The organism is Nonomuraea sp. 3N208, from assembly GCF_052245935.1.
Lineage (GTDB): Bacteria > Actinomycetota > Actinomycetes > Streptosporangiales > Streptosporangiaceae > Nonomuraea.
In genome coordinates this window covers 225,382-243,948 of record NZ_JBQQBR010000001.1, presented here as the reverse complement: position 1 = coordinate 243,948, position 18,567 = coordinate 225,382, and the positions used below count along the sequence as shown (strand labels likewise).

Genomic DNA, 18,567 nt, shown 5'->3' with positions numbered 1-18,567 from the left:
CCGATGGGGGGCCCGAACGGGCCCGGATGGCCAGGCCCGATGGGGGCCCGAACGGGCCCGGATGGCCAGGCCCGATATGGGGCCCGAACGGGCCCGGATGGCCAGGCCCGATATGGGGCCCGGACGGGCCCGTGGGCCAGGCCCGATATGGGGCCCGGACGGGCCCGTGGGCAGGCCCGACTCGGGTACGAGCGGAGCCGCCAGCGTATGGACAGGCAGCGGCGGTGCGAGGGCCCCACGCCCCCGCACCGCCACGTGCTCAGAAGAAGAAGCCGAAGAAGTCGTCCAGACCGCTCTGGTCGATCCACCGGGTGACACGCGCGCCGGTCTCGGCGATCGTGCCCGTCCGCGTGTTCTCCGGCTCGATCTTCTCTGGGCGGAAGATCTGCTTCTCACCCTGGCCGGAGCCACCGGGCCGGAGCCGCGGAGGCGGACCGTCGGGGTACATCCGGCCGTCCCGGTAGACGGTGTAGGACTGGGTCGGCTGGATGCTGCCGTCGTTGCGGTAGACCTGCCCCGGCCGCGGCTGCATCGGCTGCCGGCTGTCCCTTGGCGGGGTCTGCCGCTGGGCGGCCCTGTGGCTGGTCGGCCGCTGCGCCGGACGCTGCCGCGCCCGCTGGATCCCGCTGGGGATCCGGCCGGCCCGTCTGTTGCGCGCCCTGGCCGCCTGCGCGGCCCGCCTGGCCGCCCGCGCGTCGGCGGCCTTCCTCTTCGCCTCTCTTCTCGCCGCCGCCGCAGCCCGCCGCTGGGCTCTGGCCGTGGCCGCCTTCCTGGCCCTTTCTGCCGCCTTTCTCCTGGCCTCCGCTTGGAGGCGCTTCCTGGCCGCCGCGGCGGCACGCTTCCGCGCCGCTTCCGCGGCCCGCTTCCTGGCCGCCTCCGCCGCGCGCCTCCTGGCCTCGGCGGCAGCGCGCCGACGGGCCGCCGCGATCGCCGCTCGTCTGGCCGCCGCCCGTGCCGCCGCGATGGCCGCCCGCCTGGCGGCGGCCATCGCCAGCCTCCTGGCGATGATCTGAGCCGCGATCCTGGCCGCGATGGCGGCGGCGAACCAGAACAGCTGCCCGTCAGGGTCCGTCATGGTGACGGGACTGTTGTTGGCGTAGGCGTAGGCGTTGAGCTGCTGCGGCTCCGACTCCTCGATCACGGGGTCGACCGACAGGAATCGGCCGTGCTTGGGGTCGTACTCGCGGGCGCCCAGGTGGACGAGCCCGGTCGTCGGGTCTTGCGTGCCTCCGACGAACGCGCGCTGCCCCGGCCAGAACGCCGGTGGCGAGCCCCGGTTCTCACCGAACGGGGTCAGCCGCCGCAGGGCCAGCTCGCCGGTCCCTGCGTTCACCGCCGCCTGGGCCGTGCCCTGGTGGTCGCCGGCGAGGAAGTAGACCTGGTTGTCCGGCGTGCGCACCGCGATGGCCTCGCCGTTGATGGTGTAGTAGCGGGTCTGCTCGACGGCGTCCTTCGCGAAGTCGAAGCGCAGCTCCATGTCGTCGATGTAGAGCGTGGCATCGGCCGGCGTCTTGCGGATCAGCCGGTCGCCGTCCGCGCTGTAGATGAACGACGTCGTCTTGCCTGCCTCCGTCACCGACTCCAGGTTGCCCTCGGCGTCCCAGATGAGGGCCTGGTCCGAGGTGCCGATCTTGCGCCTGGTGGTGTTGCCTGCCGCGTCGTGCTCGAACACGTCCGAACCGACGCTCTGCAGCGCGTGCGGCTGCTTGCCACCCGGCGCGGGATAGGTGTAGTCGCGGACGCTCTCGCCCGCGCCGCCCCAGGCGTGCTTGGTCTCCTTGATCCGGTTACCGGTGGGGTCGTAGGCGTAGCTGACCGCGTACGGGGCCACGCCGCCGATCGTGCCCGGCTGCGGGCTGCCGCTCGCGCAGTTGTCGGTGGCCGTCCAGGCCGAGGTCATGCGCCGCAGGTGGTCATAGGTGAAGCACTGCGTGTCCTGGCCGCTCGCCCTGTCGGCGATCTTGGTGATGTTGCCGACGGCGTCGTAGGTGTAGGCGAGGTCGAGGTCGGTCGCAGTGGTGCCCTCCCTGTCCAGCCGCTTGCTGGTCAGCCTGCGTGTGGCCTCGTCGTGGGTGTAGGTGAGCCAGGTCTTTTTGCCGCCGGTGCCCAGCTCGTACTGCAGGGTCTCGCCGAGCTTGGAGTAGCGGGTCGCGGTCACGTACGACGACAGGCCGGCGACCTTGGTCGGCTGGCTCTGCTCGTCGTACGTGTAGACGACCGACTCCTCGGCCAGGCCGCCGCCGGCCGGGAAGCTGACCGACTGGACCTGGTCGTCGAGCGTGTAGCGGGTGTTGAGGATGTATGGGCCGGCCAGCTTGCCCTCCCGCTCGGGGATGGTGACCGTCTGGCGCAGCGTGCGGTAGTGGGAGTCGATGGCGTTGATCTCGGCCTTGTACGCCTGCCCGCCCACATAGCGAATGCTGGCGTTCATGTGGCCCTTGGCCAGCCCGTCGTACTTCCACTCGGCCAGCAGCGAGCCGGTCGCGGAGCCGTCACGCAGCTCCTTCTTGCGGCCCAGCTCGTCGTAGACGTACCACAGGGTCCTGCCGCGGGCGTCGGTGGTGCTGACCAGCTCGTCGGCGTCGTTGTAGGTCATGGTGGTGACACCCTTGTCGGGGTCCTCCACCTTGATCTCCCTGCCACGCAGGTCGTAGTGGTGGCGCCACACGTTGCCGGCGTGGTCGGTCACCGTGGACAGCCGTCCGGCGTGGTCGTAGGTGTATTTGGTGGACTCGTACTCGCCCGTCGGGGTTGCGCCCTTGTACTGGCGCAGCTCGATGAGCCGGTCGTCGGCGTCCCCGATGCGGGTGGTGGCGGTGCCGCCGGGCGGCGGCGTCACGTGGATCCGGTCGCCTTCCTGCACCGTGCTGACCCGGTACTTCTCCACGCCCTTCGCCTTCAGGATCTGGGCGTTGACGTCCCCGGTACCGTCGAAGGCCGACACGACCTGGGTAGGCACGTCGGCGTCGGCGACCGCGAGCAGGTCGGTGGACGGGGTGCCGGTGGCGAAGTAGCCGGTGTTGGCCTTGCTCTGCTGGCCCAGCGAGTTGTAGAGGGTGTCGGTGATCGTGCGCCCGTCGCGCAGCGCCGGATCCTGCGTCTGGTCGTCCCTGGGCGCGGGCTCCTGGGTCTGGCGCTCGCGCATCAGGCCGTCGTAGAGCTCGTGGCTCGCGGAGTACGTGCCGTCCGCGTTCATCGTCTTGGTGGTGACGACGCTGGGGCCGTCGGTGCGCATCACGTAGGAGTATTCGGTGCTGGGCGACTGGAGGGCGGCCTTGCTGCGGTCCGGCTGCCAGACCTTGATCAGGCGGCCGAGCGCGTCGTACTCCATGTCGATGCGGCGGTTGTTCGCGTCGACCTCGGCGACGGGCTCGCCCCAAGCCGGGTTGACCAGGGTGCGCTCGATGTGGCCGAGCTGGTTGGTCTGCGTGATCTCGGTCGGCGGGGCGCCCGTGGCGGGGAGGTAGGTGGTGGTGGACTTGGTGCCGACCGCGTCGGTCTCGCTGGTCTCGCGGCCGTAGGCGTCGTAGGTGTGGGTGCTGTCGGTGATCGTCGTGCCGTCCCCGGAGACGAGGTGCTGGACCGAGGTCACATCGCCCTTGCTGGGGGCCTGGCCGAACGCCTGGCCGTCGTACCCGACCTTCTCATCGGAGATCACCTCACCGGCGGCCAGCGTGGACACGGCGGTGCCGCAGCTCGCGGCCACCTTCTGGATGCGGCTGGTGTAGTCGAGCATCCAGCTCGCGTCGTTGCGCGCGTAGGTGTAGCGGATGCACTGGTCATCGCCGGGCGTGGCCAGGTCGCCCTTCTCCTCGACCTGGGTGAGCAGGCCCTTGGCATCGTACGAGCGCTCCTCACCGGTACGCCGCCACGTGCCGCCGGCCAGCGCGGTCCGGGTCACCATGGACTTCGGCTCGACCATGTGCGCGACCTTGGTCACGCCCCCTTGCGTGGACTCGGCGGTCTTCAGCGACCACGGCTGCTCGACGGTGGCGGTCAGGACGGCACCGCCGTCCCCGTCGTAGGCGATCTCTTCGCGCTCGAACCCGGAGTAATGGTCGAGGTCGTCCACGTTGACGCCCTCGGAATCGGTCACCTGCGCGACGCGCTTGGAGCCGTCGGCCAGTTTGTCCCCGTGCATGCCGCGGAAGTAGCGGAACTCGGTGAGCGTGCGCTTGGTGTCCTGACCGTCGCCTTCGCGGACCCGTACCCGGCCGAAGCCCCGGAAGTCCGACCACGTGCGGTGCTCGGGCTTGACGAGGATGTTGTCGGCGAAGTGCCAGGCGGCGCCGTCCAGGTACTCGTAGCTGGTGACCACGTTGGGCGAGCCCGCGACGCGGTCGACCTCGATGGTCTGCGCGACCACGTACTTGTGGAACCAGTCGGTGACCTCGGACTCGGCCGGCGGCGACCAGCGCTGCGGGAAGCACAGCCGGTTGTTCTTGTCCGCGGTCGGCACGTCGCCGGGCTTGCAGTCGGCGGGCGCGTAGTTCACGCGCAGCTCGCCGCCGGACTCGTTGTCGACGGCCTGGACGCGCCACTTGACCAGCGGGGCGCGGCCCTCGTTGGCGTCCACCCTGTTGGGCAGCTGGACGCCGATGAACGTGACCTTGGGCAGCGTGATCGTGCCGCCCACGTGGCCACTCTGCTGGACCGAGGCCAGCCACAGCGAGGGGCTGAGGCCGTCACCCGTCGCGGGGAACTGGTGGGTCAGCGCCCAGGAGTCCACCGGATTGTACTGGCCGGAGCCGTTGTTGATCTGGGTGGTGACCTTGGTCAGCCGCTTGCGCGTGAAGAACGTCGGCGCCAGGCGGTCGGTGCACGTCACGCCGGCGTTGCAGATCTGGTCGAACGGCACGTCCGGCCAGTGGCTCGCGGTCTCCTTCTTGAGCTGGTCGGGGGCGCAGGTGATCGTGCCGCTGGGCAGGCAGCGCTCGGCCACCTCGAACACCACGCGGGCCGCCGGGGCCTTGGTGAACAGCTCGTTCTGCAGGTAGCCGTAGTCGATGCGGGTGAGGTAGCCGCCACGTGCGTACGGGGTGCCCAGCTCCGGCTTCATATTGCGGCCGTAGTAGTTGGTCTCGCGCTCGTACCAGTACGTGGTGGCGTTGCCGTGGGTGTCCACGGAGTAGTCCAGGTTCCACCGGTACGCCTGCTGACACCAGGCGTTGGCCGGCGTGCTGTTGTAGCAGGGCTCGCCGCTGTTGTTGCCGAACACGGGCACCGTCTGGACCGACTTGGTCTCCGCCTTGCCGCTCACCCAGCCGGGCAGGCGGTTCAGGCCGAAGGTGTACTGGGTGCCGTCGGCGGTGGTGACGCGCCAGTACTCGCCGTTGTTGTCGCCGTTGACGGCACCGGTGAGGTACTCGACGCGGGTGCCGTCGTCGCGCTTGGGCCGCCACTGCTTGGTCGTGGCGTCCTTGATCAGCTCGACGGCCGAGTTGCCGAGCGACAGGGTGGCGTTGTCCTGGTCCCAGCACAGGTCGCCGGTCTTCTTGCCGTCGATCATGCAGGACTTGTAGCGGCGCTCGACATAGCCGCTGGGGTTGAGCTCGAAGCCCTCACCGGCCCAGGACGCCTGGTTGTTGGTGGAGACGGTGCGGCCGTCCACGCTCTGGGAGGAGTAGGCGAGGGAGATCTCCGGCTCATCGCCGCCCAGCGCGGGTGGCGTACGCATGTCGTAGCCCCAGGTGAAGTCACCGGTCTGGGTGCCGACGCTCCAGTCGGCCGAGGGGGCCAGCGAGGTGGCCGAGTGGTCACCGGAGGGACCCGAGGCGGCGGCCGTCAGTGCGTAGACGGCGCCGGTCTCGACCTCGGCGGTCAGCGTGCCGTCCTTGGGGTTGTTCTCGCTCTTCACCGGCTCGGGCTGCGGGCAGTCCGCGATGGCGGTGGCGGCCGTGAGCCCGCACTCCGCCAGCTTGACCATCCGGAGGCGGGCGCCGTAGTCGCCGCCGTAGGCGTACCGGAAGCCGGAGTAGTCGATCTCCAGGCGGGTCTTCTTCGCCGCCTTGGCCGCCGCGACACCCTGGCCAGGCGAGACGCGCATCGCCAGGCCGAGCCGGTCGGTGTCGAGCAGTTCCACACTCACCGGGTCGGCTTTGGCCTCGCCCTTCTGTGGGGCCAGCCGGACGGGGAAGCCGGTCGCCAGGGTCGTGGCGGCGGCGCCGCCCAGCTCTGTCTTCTGCGGCTTGGGCCAAGTGATGCCTGGTGGCGCTTTCCACGCCTGTTTCTGCACGGGATCGGCCATCGGGGGCAGGACCGGCACCTTCGTGCCCTTGACCGGTGCCTCCTTCTGCGTCGACGGGGCCGGGCGGGACTCCGCGGCGGCGGGCATGGCGTACGCCAGGGGGATCACCAGGACGATCGAGAAGACGGCCGCCAGCCGGCGCGGCCAGGGGGATTCCGGCCTGGCTCCCTGGAAACGGTTCCAGGAGAGGTCGGGAAGGTCGGGTTCGTCGGGTCGTTGAGGTCGGTTCCAGCGGGATTCGGGCAGCTCTAACTCACTCGGCAGGTCCATGAACCTCTCCCAGTCGGGGGTGCTGGTCGGGAATTACTGGGCTGCTATTTCTGGGCTGCTATTACCGGGCTGCTGTTTCTGGGCTCCATTACTGGGCTGCTAGTTGGGCGATCTGCTCGGCGCTCAGCACGCCGTCGTACGTGCGGACGTCGTCGACGGCGCCCGGCCAGTAGCCGGTGAGGAGGCCCGCGGACTTGGTGCGGCCCAAGTGCAGCGGGCCGGTTGCGCTCCATTTGCTGACGTGGCCGGTCACGGTGGTGGTGGACAGGCGGCCGTTGACGTAGATGCGGAGTTCGCCGGCCAGCGGGTCGTACACGCCGGCCACGTGGGTCCACTCCAGCGGGTTCGGGACGGCGTCCGAGCGGGTCCGCACGAGGGTCGCCGCGTCGGTGTCGTCGGCCGCCATCCCGAACATCCACCGCCCTTGCGCCTTGTCGTAGCCGAGCTGGAAGCCGGCCGCCCTCGTGCCCGTCTGGGCGACCGCGGCGGCGTCACCGGAAGGCAGGTAGTCGAGCTGGGTCCACAGGGCGACGGTGAAACCGGTCCCGGTGGACACTGCGGGCCTGGCCGCCTCGGCGGCGCCGTTGACGCCGTCGAGCGCGAGCGCGCCGTCCAGCCAGCCGGCCGTCCACGAGGCCCCGCCCACCAGCGCGGCAGACGTGGCCCGGCCGGAGGAGTCGGCGGCGGAGTAGCCGGACTCCTCATTCAGCTTCCAGTGGCCGACCAGCGTGGCGGCACTGTTGACCAGGTCAGCGACCTCGTCGGCGAACATGGCCCGGCCGTAGACCCGCACGTCGTCGACGTCGCCCGGCCAGAACTCGGCCGCCGCTCCATTGACCTTGCCGCGGCCGATCGTCAGCGGACCCGTGGCGTTCCACGGCTGGGTGAAGGCGACCGTGGACTCCAGGCGGCCGTTGACGTAGAGCGAGATCTGGCCGGCCGCCGCGTCGTAGACGCCGGTGAGGTGGGTCCACTCGTTCAGCCGCGGCGCGGCCGCCGACAGGGCGCGCACGGTCGCGGCGCCGTCCGCGTCCGTGGCTGTGCGGGTCAAGGCCCAGCGGTCGTCGGGCTTGGAGTACTGCAGCGCGAACGCCCCGGTCCTGCCGCCTTCCTGGGTGACGACGGTGGCCGTGCCGGTGGTGGCGGTCAGGCGGGCCCAGGCGGTCACCGTGACATTGCGCGCGGTGTCGGCGACGGGGCCGGCGGTCTGGGCGTAGGCATTGGCCAGTCGGAGTCCCGAGCCGGTCTTGCCGGTCGTCCACGTGGCGCCGTACAGCGTCGCGGGGTTGGCGTTCGCGGCGTCGCCGGCCACTGAGCCCTCGCCCTCGTCCAGGGCCCAGTGGCCGCTGGGGACCGTGCCGGCGTTGACGTTGAACACGTACGTGCGGATCGGGCCGAGCTGGCCCGCGTGGTCCTTGCTGCGTACCGACAGGACGTTGGGGCCGTCGTGGCGGGGCGTGAGCTGGATCGTGGCCGTGCCATCAGGACCGGGTGCGACCTGCGTGCCGGGCGTGGTGTCGAGCCCGTAGACGTAGGCGGCCACGTCGGTGACGCCGTTGGGGGCGAACGTGAACGCACCCGCCAGGCCGACGCCGTCGTTCCAGGTGTTCTCCGCGTACTGGGACGAGGTGACCTGCGGCTCCTTGCCGGGCGCGGTGGCGTCCACGGTGGCCTCGCACCACGGGCTCCACGCGCTGTCGGCCCTGCCGTCCTGCGCGCGGACCCGCCAGCGGATCAGCGCGCCGTCGGCGTACGCACCCTGCGGGACGGTCGCGGAGTACGCGGTGCCGCTCGATCCCAAGGCCGTGACGTACTCGCCCAGCTTCACCCCTGCGGCCGACCACCACTCGAAGTGGCCCTTGACCGAGTTGTCGGCGTCCTTCAGCCTGGCCCACAACTTGGGCGTGGCGGTGCTGATGACCGGCCGCGTATCGCCCGAGCCGCACGCGCCACCCGGGTCGGACCACACGTCGGTGGCGACGGGGGCGGTCGGGAGCGAGTTGTACTCGATGACCAGGCTCGGGTTGTTCCTGAACTTCTTCCAGGCGTAGACGTCGGTCTCGCTGGTGGCCCGCAGGCCGACGGTGATGTTGGGCCACTTGTTGGCGGCGGCGTTGACGACCTGCGGGGTCACGTCGAACTCCACGCCGCCGGGCAGGCAGGCCGAGCCCCAGCCCTTGGCCACGTTCACCGTGGACAGCTTCGTGACCCACTTCGGCTGGTTGTTCCACGTGGTGCTCTTGCTGATCGTGTTGGTGGCCCACGCCTCGACATTGCGAGCGCTGCACGAGTACGACCATGTCTCGTACGTGCGCAGCGTCCCCTTGATGATCTGCTTGCCGTGGATGGTCGAGCCGGTGTTCATCTGGAAGAACGAGCGGTTCGTCTGCGACTCGACGTGGCCCACCCTGGCGACGTCGCTGGAGTTGAGGTAGTTGGAATTGGGCCAGTTGCTCCAGACCGCCGTCCAGGCGCCACGCGCCGCCGAGAAGTACGGGTCCAGATAGACGGGGAACTTGGTCTTCGGGTCCGCCAGCATCGCCCGGTCCGGCTTGAGCCTCAGCTGCCTGCCCGAGACCTCCACGCCCATCGCGGCCTCGCGAGCCTCCGGTGAGCGGCCTTCCTTGAGCGCCTGCGGGCTCGTGATTCCCTCGGAGTCCCACATCTTGGGGGTCGGCGCGACGAAGATCGTGCCGCCCTTCGCGTCCACCGCCTCGAGATTGCCAGCCTTGTCCGACTTCACCGACAGGCCGTGGGAGGACAGCGGGAACGTCAGCTCGGTCAGGTTCGCCGCGGCGGCCCGCGACTTGACCACCAGGACGTGGGAGAAGCCGTCCACGTCCGCGGTGACCTGGAGATCCACGCCCGGCATCACCTCGGGGTAGGTGGCGGTGTCACCGTTGAGCGACGGCACGGGCAGCGTGCCCGTCCAGCCCAGCTCCAGGGACTTGGCGCCGCGCGACAGGCGGGCGAGCCGGGTGTCGCCGCCGCCGGAGAAGGTCAGCCCGACCGCCGCGGCGACCGGCTCCACCGCCCCGTCCTGGCGCAGGCGGAGCGTGGTGTCGACCGGGGCCCAGCGGCCGTCCTTGCGGACGCGTACCGGGCGGACGTGCTGCTCCAAGGTGTAGGTGCCGTCGGGCTTGACGAAGACCTGGCGGGTCTCATTCGTCAGCGCCGCCACCTCGACGGGCCGGTTGTCCCGCCGGGCCAGGGCCGCCGCGTCCCGTTCCGGAGAGACCACAGTGGCCGGTGGCGGGTCCGCGGCGGCGGCCGGGCCTAAGGGAATCATCACGATCGGGAACGCCAACGCCGCCGCACTCAGAACACGCACAACCCGCATCTGTCCTCGCCCATGGTGAGCTGGGGTTACGCGCGGGACGGAGGACCGCCCGGCGTCTCCACGATCTTCGGTTGACGATCGGATTCTCACCCTGGTCACGGCGGCGGTCCAGACTTTTGAGCATTCTGCTCAAAGAATCCTTCAACACCCAAACTTAGATGGAAATATCCGTCATACCTCCGTCGGGAGCGGCCACGCCGCCGGATTGACGCGCTTGACGATCTCGTTCAGCGCGATACGCACGTACGGCTCCCCCACCCACAGGTGCTTGGCCCCGTCCACCCCGACGACCTCGGACTGCGGCACCCGCGCGAACCGCCTGCGGGCCTCCTCAGGCCGCAGATAGTCGTCGAACTCAGGCACCAGCGCCGTCAGCGGCCGCCCGAACCGCGCCCACGCGTCCAGATCGTCGTCGGTGGCCCTGTGCAGCGGCGGCGAGAGCAGGATCGCCCCCTCGACCAGTGGGTCGTGGGCCCACTTGAGCGTCAGCTCGGTCCCGAACGACCAGCCGACCACCCAGACGTGCGGCAGATCGTGGTATTCGGCGTACTCCAGCGCCGCCGCGACGTCGAACCGCTCCCCTTCACCGCCGTCGAACGTGCCCTCCGAGGTGCCGCGCTCCGACGACGTGCCCCGGGTGTTGAAACGCAACACGGCCAGGTCGGCGAGCGCCGGCAGGCGGTTGGCGGCCTTCTTGTAGACGTGGCTGTCCATGAAGCCGCCGTGAGTGGGCAGCGGATGCAGGGTCACCAGCGTCGCCACGGGCGGCCGGTCCTGCGGCACGGCCAGCTCGCCGACCAGGGTCAGGCCGTCACCCGTGTGCAGCTCGATCGGCTCGCGCCGAGCCGGCAACACGGTCGCCGCGCGAATCTCCACCTCTTGGGGGTCCCTTCAATAGCGACTGCGGCCGGGGCCGCGGTCGAGTCTCTTGCGCCAGCAGGCCGGGTGCCAGTGGCGGCGCTCCTCGTCGCCTCCCGCCCAGTTGGGCCAGGCCACGAGGTGCGGCTGGCCACGGCGGATCTCCTGGTCACAGCCGGGGCAGCGGTAGTCCTTGGCCGAGGAGGCGCCGTTGAGCATGCGGACCTTCCATTCGCCATCCGGCCATTCCTCCACCTTGTCCAGGCCGGTCGGGAAGCCGAAAGGGCGGGAGGACTCCCTGCGGCGGGCACGTCGAGGACTCATCCCGCGCCGTACGCGGACCGTTGGAACGCCATGCGTCCAGTTTTCCAGAGCCGCTAAGGTGGGTCGTCATGCGGCTGGTCATCGCGCGATGCAGCGTGGATTACGTAGGACGGCTCACGGCGCACCTGCCGATGGCGCCAAGGCTCGTTCTGATCAAGGCGGACGGCAGCGTGAGCATTCACGCCGACGACCGCGCCTTCAAGCCGCTCAACTGGATGAACCCGCCGTGCAAGCTCAAGGAGGACGGCGAAACCTGGACGGTCACCCACGGCAAGACCGGCGAAAAGCTGGTCCTGACCATGGCCGAGATCCTCCACGACTCCAGCCACGAGCTGGGCGTCGACCCGGGGCTGATCAAGGACGGCGTGGAGGCCCACCTGCAGGAGCTGCTCGCCGAGCACATCACGACCCTGGGCGAGGGATATTCGCTGATCCGGCGGGAGTACATGACGGCGATCGGGCCGGTGGACATCCTCTGCCGCGACGCGCTGGGCGCGACCGTGGCGGTGGAGATCAAGCGACGGGGAGAGATCGACGGCGTGGAGCAGCTCACCCGCTATCTCGAGCTCCTCAACCGGGACCCGCTGCTCTCCCCCGTCCGCGGCATCTTCGCCGCCCAAGAGATCAAACCCCAGGCGAAGGTGCTCGCTGTCGATCGCGGCATCGACTGCGTCACGCTCGACTACGACACCCTCCGTGGCATCGAACCCGAAAATCCAACCCTCTTTTGATCTTTTACGCGGTGCCGTGGTCCGCCACCCGCCGCACTTCGGCTGGCGACCCTCCAGGAAACGGCCTCTGACCCTTCAGCGGTGGCCCGCCGTTACGCGAGCCCGTCTTGGCCGGTTACCCGGTCTTCTGCGCCTGCCGCGCTCCGTGGATCCTGAAGAGAGGAGGTGGGGCATGGAGATTCGGACTGCCGAAATGGAGCGTGAGGCCGAGGTCGTTGGAGAGGCGCTGGCAAGAGCGTTTCGTGATGATCCAGTGATCAACTGGCTGCTGGGCGAAGGCAAGGACGCGGCACTGATGTTCACCACGCTCGCCCGGTACACACATGAGATCACGCAGGTGGCCGTGGACGAGGACGGCTCGATCGCGGGGGTCGCGCTGTGGGACCCGCCACGGCACCAGCCCGACTATCCAGAGAGCGCGATCGCAGGCTTCATGGCGGCCATGGGGGATCGGATCTCGTACGGGATGGTGCTGGACGAGGAGCTCGGCAAGCGACGGCCCGAGCAGCCGTTCTGGTATCTGGCCCAACTGGGCACGGTGCCGGAACGGCAGGGCGCGGGCGTGGGCGGCGCGCTGCTGCGGGCCGGTCTGGCCAGGTGCGACGCCGAGGAGATGCCGGCGTATTTGGAGAGCAGCAAAGAGTCCAATGTGCCGTTCTATGAAAAGCACGGCTTCTCGGTCACGTCGCGATTCGAGCTGCCCGACGGCCCGCCGATCTGGACCATGTGGCGGCGGGCATCCTGACCAGGCCCCGCATCTAGTAAGCATTACCTTACCGGTCTATCGTGACGCCATGAGCACGCTCACGTTCGACTCACTCAACCCGGCGACCGGCGCGATCGTCGGCAGCCACCCCAACCAGGGGCCTGACGCCGTCCACGAGGCCGTCGGCCGGGCCGATGAGGCGGCCGCGTGGTGGGCCGGGCTGGGCCATGACGAGCGCCGGCGCCGCCTGCTCGACTACAAGGCCGTCGTCACCCAGCACCTGAGAGAGCTCGTCACGCTGGTCCACGAGGAGACCGGAAAGCCGGTGGGCGACGCGACGCTGGAGATCGTGCTGGCGATCACCCATATCGACTGGGCGGCCCGCAACGCGCGGAAGGTGCTCGGCCGCCGAAGGGTCGCCACTGGGATGATCGGGCTCAACCTGGCCGCCACGCTCGAATACCTGCCGCTGGGCGTCGTCGCCGTGATCGGCCCGTGGAACTACCCGGTCTTCACCCCCATGGGCTCCATCGCCTATGCGCTCGCGGCCGGCAACGCAGTGGTGTTCAAGCCGAGCGAGCTGACCCCAGGCGTGGGCGTGCGGCTGGCGGAGTTGTTCGCGGAATCGGTGCCCGAGCACCCGGTGTTCCAGGCCGTCACCGGGCTGGGCGAGACCGGCGCGGCGCTGGCGGGCGATCCGCGGGTGCGGAAAGTGGCGTTCACCGGCTCGACCACCACGGCCAAACGGGTCATGGCGGCCTGCGCCGAGAACCTCACCCCGATCGTGGCCGAGTGCGGCGGCAAGGACGCCTTCATCGTGGACGCCGACGCCGACGTGGCAAGGGCCGCGGACGCCTGCCTGTGGGGCGCGATGTCCAACGCCGGGCAGACCTGCGTGGGCGTCGAACGGGTCTACGTGGTGGACGCGGTCTATGAAAGTTTCATGCGCGAGTTGTCCGACCGCGTGGCGAAGGTGCGGGCCGGCGAGGACTATGGGCCGATCACGATGCCGGGCCAGGTGGACATCATCAAGCGGCACATCGACGACGCCGCAAAGTCGGGAAAGGTCGTGGCGGGCGGCCCGGCCTCCGTGCGCGCGCCATACGTGGACCCGGTGATCGTCGAGGACGTGCCTGAGGACTCCCCTGCGGTACGCGAGGAGACGTTCGGGCCGACGATCACCGTCCGCCGCACCCGCGACGCCCAGGAGGCGCTGCAGCTGGCCAACGCATCCGCGTACGGGCTGGGTGGGACGGTCTTCTCGAAGAACGTGCGCCGGGCCATGGAGCTGGCCCGCATGATGCGTAGCGGGATGACGGCCATCAACTCGGTGATCTCCTTCGCCGGCGTCCCTGCGCTGCCCTTCGGCGGCGTGGGCGATTCGGGGTTCGGGCGGATTCACGGAGCCGACGGTCTGCGTGAGTTCGCCAGGCCCAAAGCGATCTCCCGGCAGCGGTTCGCGATGCCCGGGATGAACCTGACGTCGTTCACGCGAGGGCCCGCCGAGCTTGACCGACTGATCAGGCTTGTCACGTTCTTGCACGGCCGACGTAAAAGATAATCTTCTTACTCTTTCCCAAAACGGATCGATCCGTCCATAATTGTGTGCTCTGGGGGCCACGATCATGTTGGACGGGTGGATTGTGAACCGGTCTTACCGGGGAATGTCGGCTGAGCAAAGGCTGGCGGACAGACGGGAGCGGCTGATGACGGCCGCGTACACGCTATACGCGAAGCCGGGTTTCACGGCGACGACCATCGAAAGACTGTGCGCGGAGGCGCGGATCTCCAACCGCGCCTTCTACGAATGTTTCGGCAGTCAGGAGGAGTTGCTTCAGGCGGTCCACGAGCGGTGCGTGGAGGAAAGCCTGGCCGCCGTGGCCAAAGCGGTGCAGGAAGCGCCGGACACGCTCGGCGGAAGAGTCACGGCGGGGATTCGCGCCTATATCGAGTTCATCGCAGCCGACTGGCGCCGGGCCCGCATCATGCACGTGGAGGTACGCAGGTCAGGAGACATCCTGACGACGTCCCGCCAGCGAGCCATAGACGCCTTCGCCCGGCTCGTTCAGGAGGCCTCGGCCGATTTCCCACCGGCCGCGCCGCTGAATCGGCGGCTCGTGGCACTCGGCGTGGTTGGCGCGTTACAAGAGTTGCTCATCGAATGGCTGCTCACCGACGACCAGCCACCCATCGACGAACTCGTGGACACGGCCGTGCACATCTTCATCCGGAGCCTCAGCACCCCCGACACGGACGGTTGATGCGCCAGGAGTTATGTGTCATACACACAGCGGATAAATCCGCATTCGACGCTGTTTTCAGTGTCATAGCACACAGATGCGCACCATCCGTAATCTACATTTTGTCTAAGTGGGAAAGAGCGGGCAACGGCTGATCGTCGCCCGCTCCGATATGTCACCTCAGGCCACCGCGGCCGCCGGAACCTCCACATGCAGCACCCGATTCAGCCGGGTCACCGCCAAGATCCGCATGATCCGCGGTGGCACCCCCCGAAGAACAAGGCGGCGTTGCACGCTCAGCGCGCGCCGATGCGCCCCCACAAGCACCCCGAGACCGGTCGCGTCGATCATCTCCAGGTTGGAGAGATCCAGGATCAGGTCGCCGTCACCGGAATCGAGGGCCTTGTGCAACCGCTCCCGCACCCCCGCCGACGTGCCGGCGTCGAGCCTGGTCCCGATCCGCACCACTTGAGCTCTCGGATTGCCCCGGACGCGCATGCCACCTCCTCATTCACGCACACAGCGTAATCACACCCCCACGTGAAGCACCCGCCGAGGTGAAACCCCTGCATGACCCCTCTACCCACGTAGCGGCAATGACACGACTGCCGTGAGCAGGAACTCTCCGTCGCCCGCCGGATGGGCGACCAGCTTGCCGCCCACGGCGGCCACCCGCTCCCCCATGCCCGTCAGGCCGGTCCCCAGGTCATCGGCCTGCCACCGGGCCACCCCATCGTTGCGTACCCGCAGCTCCGCGTCCTGCTCGGTGAAGCGGATGGTGATGTCGCAGAACGTCGCGGTGCTGTGCTTGAGCACGTTCGTGACCGCCTCGCGCACCACGTAGGCGAAGACGGGGGCCACCCCGTCGGGCAGATCGCGGTAGGGCAGGTGCACCTCGCACCGCACACCGGCCGCTTCGAGCACGCCCTTCACGCTGTTCAGCTCGGCGGCCAGGTCGAGCTCGCGGTAGCCGCGTACGGCCTGGCGCAGCTCGCGCAGGGCCGTCCTGGTCAGCGTGTTGATCTCGGCCATCTCGGCCTTGGCCGCCGCCGGGTCGGCGTCGGACAGGCGCACGGCCAGCTCGGTCTTGACCGCGATGGCCGACAGCTGGTGCCCCACGAGGTCGTGCAGGTCCCTGGCGAAGCGCAGCCGCTCCTCGGCCAGCGCCAGCCGCGTGTGCGCCTCGCGACCCTCATGGGCCTGCACGGCCAACCTCCAGATCCACACCCATATCCGGCCGGACGGCGGCAGTATCACCGACCAGAGCCCGTACAGCACGACGAAGTAGACCAGTGTCCCGGCAGGAGGCACGTCGATGGCCATGACGCTCGCCCCCGTCGCCACGCCGAGCATGCCCAGCGCGACGCATGCCACGAGCGTCCCGAGCGACTGAAGGATGACCGTACGCCTGGAGACGCCGAGCGTCGCGAGATACAGCCAGCACATGGGCACGAACCCGAAGCCGAACGGATCCGCCCCTCCCACGCCAGCCGCGATCAACGCGAGGACCGCCGCCCCCACCACCTGCTCGGTGGGGTAGCGGCGGTCCAGCACGGCGTCGATGACATGCCGGCCGAGCCATGTGAAGCCCACTGTGGCCAGCAACGCGGGCACGAGGCGCCACCACGGGAGCTTCCCTTCGCCGACGCCCGCGAGGACCCCGATCGCGATGAGGAACCACATGACGGCCAGGCCGAGAATCAGCGTCACCCAGGTGAGGCGCCGTGCCCGCGCGAGCTCGTCCATCTATCGGGCGCGCAGCACGTCGCCGAGCTTCAGCCGGGCGCCCGTCCGCAGCACGGCCCGCTGGTACACCTTGGCGCCGAAGGCCAGCACGGCGAGCACGGCCAGCACCATCGCCGCCATGGACAGGCCCGCCTGCCACAGCGGCACCTCGGTCGCGGCCATCCGCACCGGCATGATCATCGACGAGAACGGCGGCACGTACGACACGACAGTGGCGAGCGTGCCCGTGGGATCGCTGGTGGCGTAGAAGGCGACGAAGTAGGTGGCCATGATGAGCATGGTCAGCGGCGTCATCACGGTGTTCACCTCCTCCTGGCGCGAGACCAGCGAGGCCAAGGCCGCCGACAACGTGGCGAAGAAGGCATACCCGAGCACGAACCAGACGATCACCCCGGCCACCAGCCCCGCGATGCCGGGCGGGAAGTCGGCGGCGACTCCAGAGAACACGGCCGCGCCGAGGCCGACGGTGAGAATGGTGACGAGGTTGATCAGGCCGACCGCGCCCAGCCCGATGATCTTGCCGCCGAGCAGCTGCCACGGCCGCAGCGTGGAGAGCAGGATCTCCACGATCCTGCTGCCCTTCTCTTCCACCACGCCCATGGCGACCATCATGACCTGACCGAAGAGCATCATGAAGAGCACGATGACGAGCACCACGGCGATCCCGGTGCGCGCGGACTCGTAGCGGGTGTCCGCGCCCACGGACTCCATCTGCAGCGGCGGGATCGACACGCCCACGGCGCCGAGCCGCACCTCCCGGTTGACGCTCTGCATGAGCACGCCGAGCTGGGCGTCGATCTCACCGTCCGTGAGCACCTTCGTGCCGTTGACCAGCACCGCGTCCACATCCCCTTCGAGTACGGCCTGCGTGGCCGCCGCCTCGTCAGGGAAGGAGCGCCACTCGAACTCCGCCTCGGGCGCGGCCGCCCGCAGCGGCAGCTGCTGGGAGTTGACGGTGCCCAGAGTGTAGGAGTCGGAGTCGCCCAGCACCTTCGGCGCGAAGGAGATCGCCGCCACGAGCAGGGCCGTGATGATCAGGCCGATGACGAACGCCTTTGTGCGGATCTGTGTCACGATCTCCCTGCGGGCGACCAGCATGAGCCCGTTCACGCCACGGCCTCCTTGAAGATCTCGGTGAGGGTCGGCTGCTCGACCCCGAAGTGCTCCACGTGTCCCGCCTTCATCGCGCGGCGCAGGATCTCCTGGTCGTCGCCGTCCGTCGTACGCAGGACGTGCCGATCGCCGCTCACGGAGACCGTGCCGGGCAGGCCGTCCGCCCAGCCGGGGGCGGGATCGCGGACGACGACCCGCAGCGTGCTGCTCTCGTCCGCCCGCAGATCGGCCACCGTGCCCGTGGCCACCATTCGGCCCGCCGAGACGATGCCGACCGAGTCGCACAACCGCTCGACCAGCTCCAGTTGGTGGCTGGAGAAGATCACCGGCACCCCGCCTCTGCACCGCTCCTGCAGCGCCGTGGCCAGCGCGTCCACCGCGATCGGGTCGAGCCCGGAGAACGGCTCGTCCAGCACCAGCACCTCGGGGTCGTGCACCAGCGCCACAGCCAGCTGCACGCGCTGCTGGTTGCCCAGCGAGAGCGCCTGCACCGCGTCGTTCCTGCGCTCGGCCACCCCGAGCCGCTCCAGCAGGTCCTCAGTGGCCTTCTTGGCGGCCGCCGCGCTCAGCCCGTGCAGGCGGCCGAAGTACTCGATCTGCTCGGCGACCCGCATCTTCTGGTACAGGCCGCGCTCCTCCGGCATGTAGCCGAAGCGGCGCCGCCCGTCGTAGCCGAGCGGCTTGCCCTGCCAGCTCACCGTGCCGGAGTCGGCCTGCAGCACGCCCATGACGATGCGCATCGTCGTCGTCTTGCCGGCGCCGTTCGCGCCGACGAACCCGAACATCTCCCCCGGCCGCACGGTGAAGCTGATCCCGTCAAGGGCGACCTTGCCGCCTGGGGCGTCGGGGCCGCCCGCGAAGCGCTTGCGCAGCTCGCTGATCTCGAGCATCAGGTCCTCTCCTTCATCATGGATCAATGGTGACGTTCGCGCGGTTCGCCCTGGTAGTCGCGGAAATCACAGGCCCGATGTGGATCCCGCGTCCGATCCGGA

12 protein-coding genes are annotated in these 18,567 nt (G+C 69.4%); 4 read left to right on the top strand and 8 right to left on the bottom strand.

What is annotated here, in order from left to right:
* Positions 1 to 259: 259 nt before the first annotated feature.
* From ACTWPT_RS01120 to ACTWPT_RS01105, 4 genes are all read right to left on the bottom strand, one after another.
* A complete protein-coding gene (locus ACTWPT_RS01120; RefSeq protein ID WP_443175305.1) occupies positions 260 to 6,517 on the bottom strand; it encodes an RHS repeat-associated core domain-containing protein in 6,258 nt (2,085 codons plus the stop codon).
* 88 nt (positions 6,518 to 6,605) lie between these two features.
* Positions 6,606 to 9,857 (bottom strand): LamG-like jellyroll fold domain-containing protein, encoded by a 3,252-nt coding sequence (locus ACTWPT_RS01115; RefSeq protein ID WP_443175304.1) that lies wholly within the window; start codon positions 9,855 to 9,857, stop codon positions 6,606 to 6,608.
* Between the two features lie 171 nt (positions 9,858 to 10,028).
* Complete coding sequence (locus ACTWPT_RS01110; protein WP_443175303.1) at positions 10,029 to 10,733, bottom strand: alpha/beta hydrolase; 705 nt, start codon at positions 10,731 to 10,733, stop codon at positions 10,029 to 10,031.
* Between the two features lie 15 nt (positions 10,734 to 10,748).
* Entirely contained in the window at positions 10,749 to 11,039 is a 291-nt protein-coding gene (locus ACTWPT_RS01105; RefSeq protein WP_443175302.1) for an ATP/GTP-binding protein, read from the bottom strand.
* A 68-nt stretch (positions 11,040 to 11,107) separates the two neighbouring features.
* On the opposite strand from ACTWPT_RS01105, the gene nucS reads away from it, so the two are divergent.
* The 4 genes from nucS to ACTWPT_RS01085 all read left to right on the top strand — a co-directional run bounded on the left by nucS (position 11,108) and on the right by ACTWPT_RS01085 (position 14,737).
* Positions 11,108 to 11,770 carry an endonuclease NucS gene (nucS, locus tag ACTWPT_RS01100; protein ID WP_443175301.1) on the top strand — a complete coding sequence of 221 codons (663 nt, stop codon included), beginning with the start codon at positions 11,108 to 11,110 and terminating at the stop codon, positions 11,768 to 11,770.
* Between the two features lie 172 nt (positions 11,771 to 11,942).
* On the top strand, positions 11,943 to 12,515 hold the full coding sequence (locus tag ACTWPT_RS01095; RefSeq protein WP_443175300.1) for a GNAT family N-acetyltransferase: 573 nt from the start codon (positions 11,943 to 11,945) through the stop codon (positions 12,513 to 12,515).
* Between the two features lie 49 nt (positions 12,516 to 12,564).
* Positions 12,565 to 14,037, top strand: a complete 1,473-nt coding sequence (locus tag ACTWPT_RS01090; protein WP_443175299.1) for an aldehyde dehydrogenase family protein — start codon at positions 12,565 to 12,567, stop codon at positions 14,035 to 14,037.
* 145 nt (positions 14,038 to 14,182) lie between these two features.
* Positions 14,183 to 14,737, top strand: a complete 555-nt coding sequence (locus ACTWPT_RS01085) for a TetR/AcrR family transcriptional regulator (RefSeq protein WP_443175298.1) — start codon at positions 14,183 to 14,185, stop codon at positions 14,735 to 14,737.
* Between the two features lie 159 nt (positions 14,738 to 14,896).
* Here ACTWPT_RS01085 and ACTWPT_RS01080 read toward each other — a convergent pair whose 3' ends face one another.
* The 4 genes from ACTWPT_RS01080 to ACTWPT_RS01065 all read right to left on the bottom strand — a co-directional run bounded on the left by ACTWPT_RS01080 (position 14,897) and on the right by ACTWPT_RS01065 (position 18,465).
* Positions 14,897 to 15,214, bottom strand: a complete 318-nt coding sequence (locus ACTWPT_RS01080; protein ID WP_443175297.1) for an STAS domain-containing protein — start codon at positions 15,212 to 15,214, stop codon at positions 14,897 to 14,899.
* Between the two features lie 81 nt (positions 15,215 to 15,295).
* Positions 15,296 to 16,462: a sensor histidine kinase gene (locus ACTWPT_RS01075; protein WP_443175296.1), complete on the bottom strand. Its 1,167-nt coding sequence runs from the start codon at positions 16,460 to 16,462 to the stop codon at positions 15,296 to 15,298.
* A complete protein-coding gene (locus ACTWPT_RS01070) occupies positions 16,463 to 17,572 on the bottom strand; it encodes an ABC transporter permease (protein ID WP_443175295.1) in 1,110 nt (369 codons plus the stop codon). It abuts the gene before it with no gap.
* Positions 17,569 to 18,465, bottom strand: a complete 897-nt coding sequence (locus ACTWPT_RS01065; protein ID WP_443175294.1) for an ABC transporter ATP-binding protein — start codon at positions 18,463 to 18,465, stop codon at positions 17,569 to 17,571. Before ACTWPT_RS01065 ends, ACTWPT_RS01070 begins: the two co-directional genes overlap by 4 nt.
* Between the last annotated feature and the right edge of the window lie 102 nt (positions 18,466 to 18,567).

What these genes read in the sequence shown, in the direction of transcription:
- ACTWPT_RS01120 (WP_443175305.1), bottom strand. Translation starts at nt 6,517, where the DNA reads ATGGACCTGCCGAGTGAGTTAGAGCTGCCCGAATCCCGCTGGAACCGA.
- ACTWPT_RS01115 (WP_443175304.1), bottom strand. Translation starts at nt 9,857, where the DNA reads ATGCGGGTTGTGCGTGTTCTGAGTGCGGCGGCGTTGGCGTTCCCGATC.
- ACTWPT_RS01105 (WP_443175302.1), bottom strand. Translation starts at nt 11,039, where the DNA reads ATGAGTCCTCGACGTGCCCGCCGCAGGGAGTCCTCCCGCCCTTTCGGC.
- nucS (WP_443175301.1), top strand. Translation starts at nt 11,108, where the DNA reads ATGCGGCTGGTCATCGCGCGATGCAGCGTGGATTACGTAGGACGGCTC.
- ACTWPT_RS01095 (WP_443175300.1), top strand. Translation starts at nt 11,943, where the DNA reads ATGGAGATTCGGACTGCCGAAATGGAGCGTGAGGCCGAGGTCGTTGGA.
- ACTWPT_RS01090 (WP_443175299.1), top strand. Translation starts at nt 12,565, where the DNA reads ATGAGCACGCTCACGTTCGACTCACTCAACCCGGCGACCGGCGCGATC.
- ACTWPT_RS01085 (WP_443175298.1), top strand. Translation starts at nt 14,183, where the DNA reads ATGACGGCCGCGTACACGCTATACGCGAAGCCGGGTTTCACGGCGACG.
- ACTWPT_RS01080 (WP_443175297.1), bottom strand. Translation starts at nt 15,214, where the DNA reads ATGCGCGTCCGGGGCAATCCGAGAGCTCAAGTGGTGCGGATCGGGACC.
- ACTWPT_RS01075 (WP_443175296.1), bottom strand. Translation starts at nt 16,462, where the DNA reads ATGGACGAGCTCGCGCGGGCACGGCGCCTCACCTGGGTGACGCTGATT.
- ACTWPT_RS01065 (WP_443175294.1), bottom strand. Translation starts at nt 18,465, where the DNA reads ATGCTCGAGATCAGCGAGCTGCGCAAGCGCTTCGCGGGCGGCCCCGAC.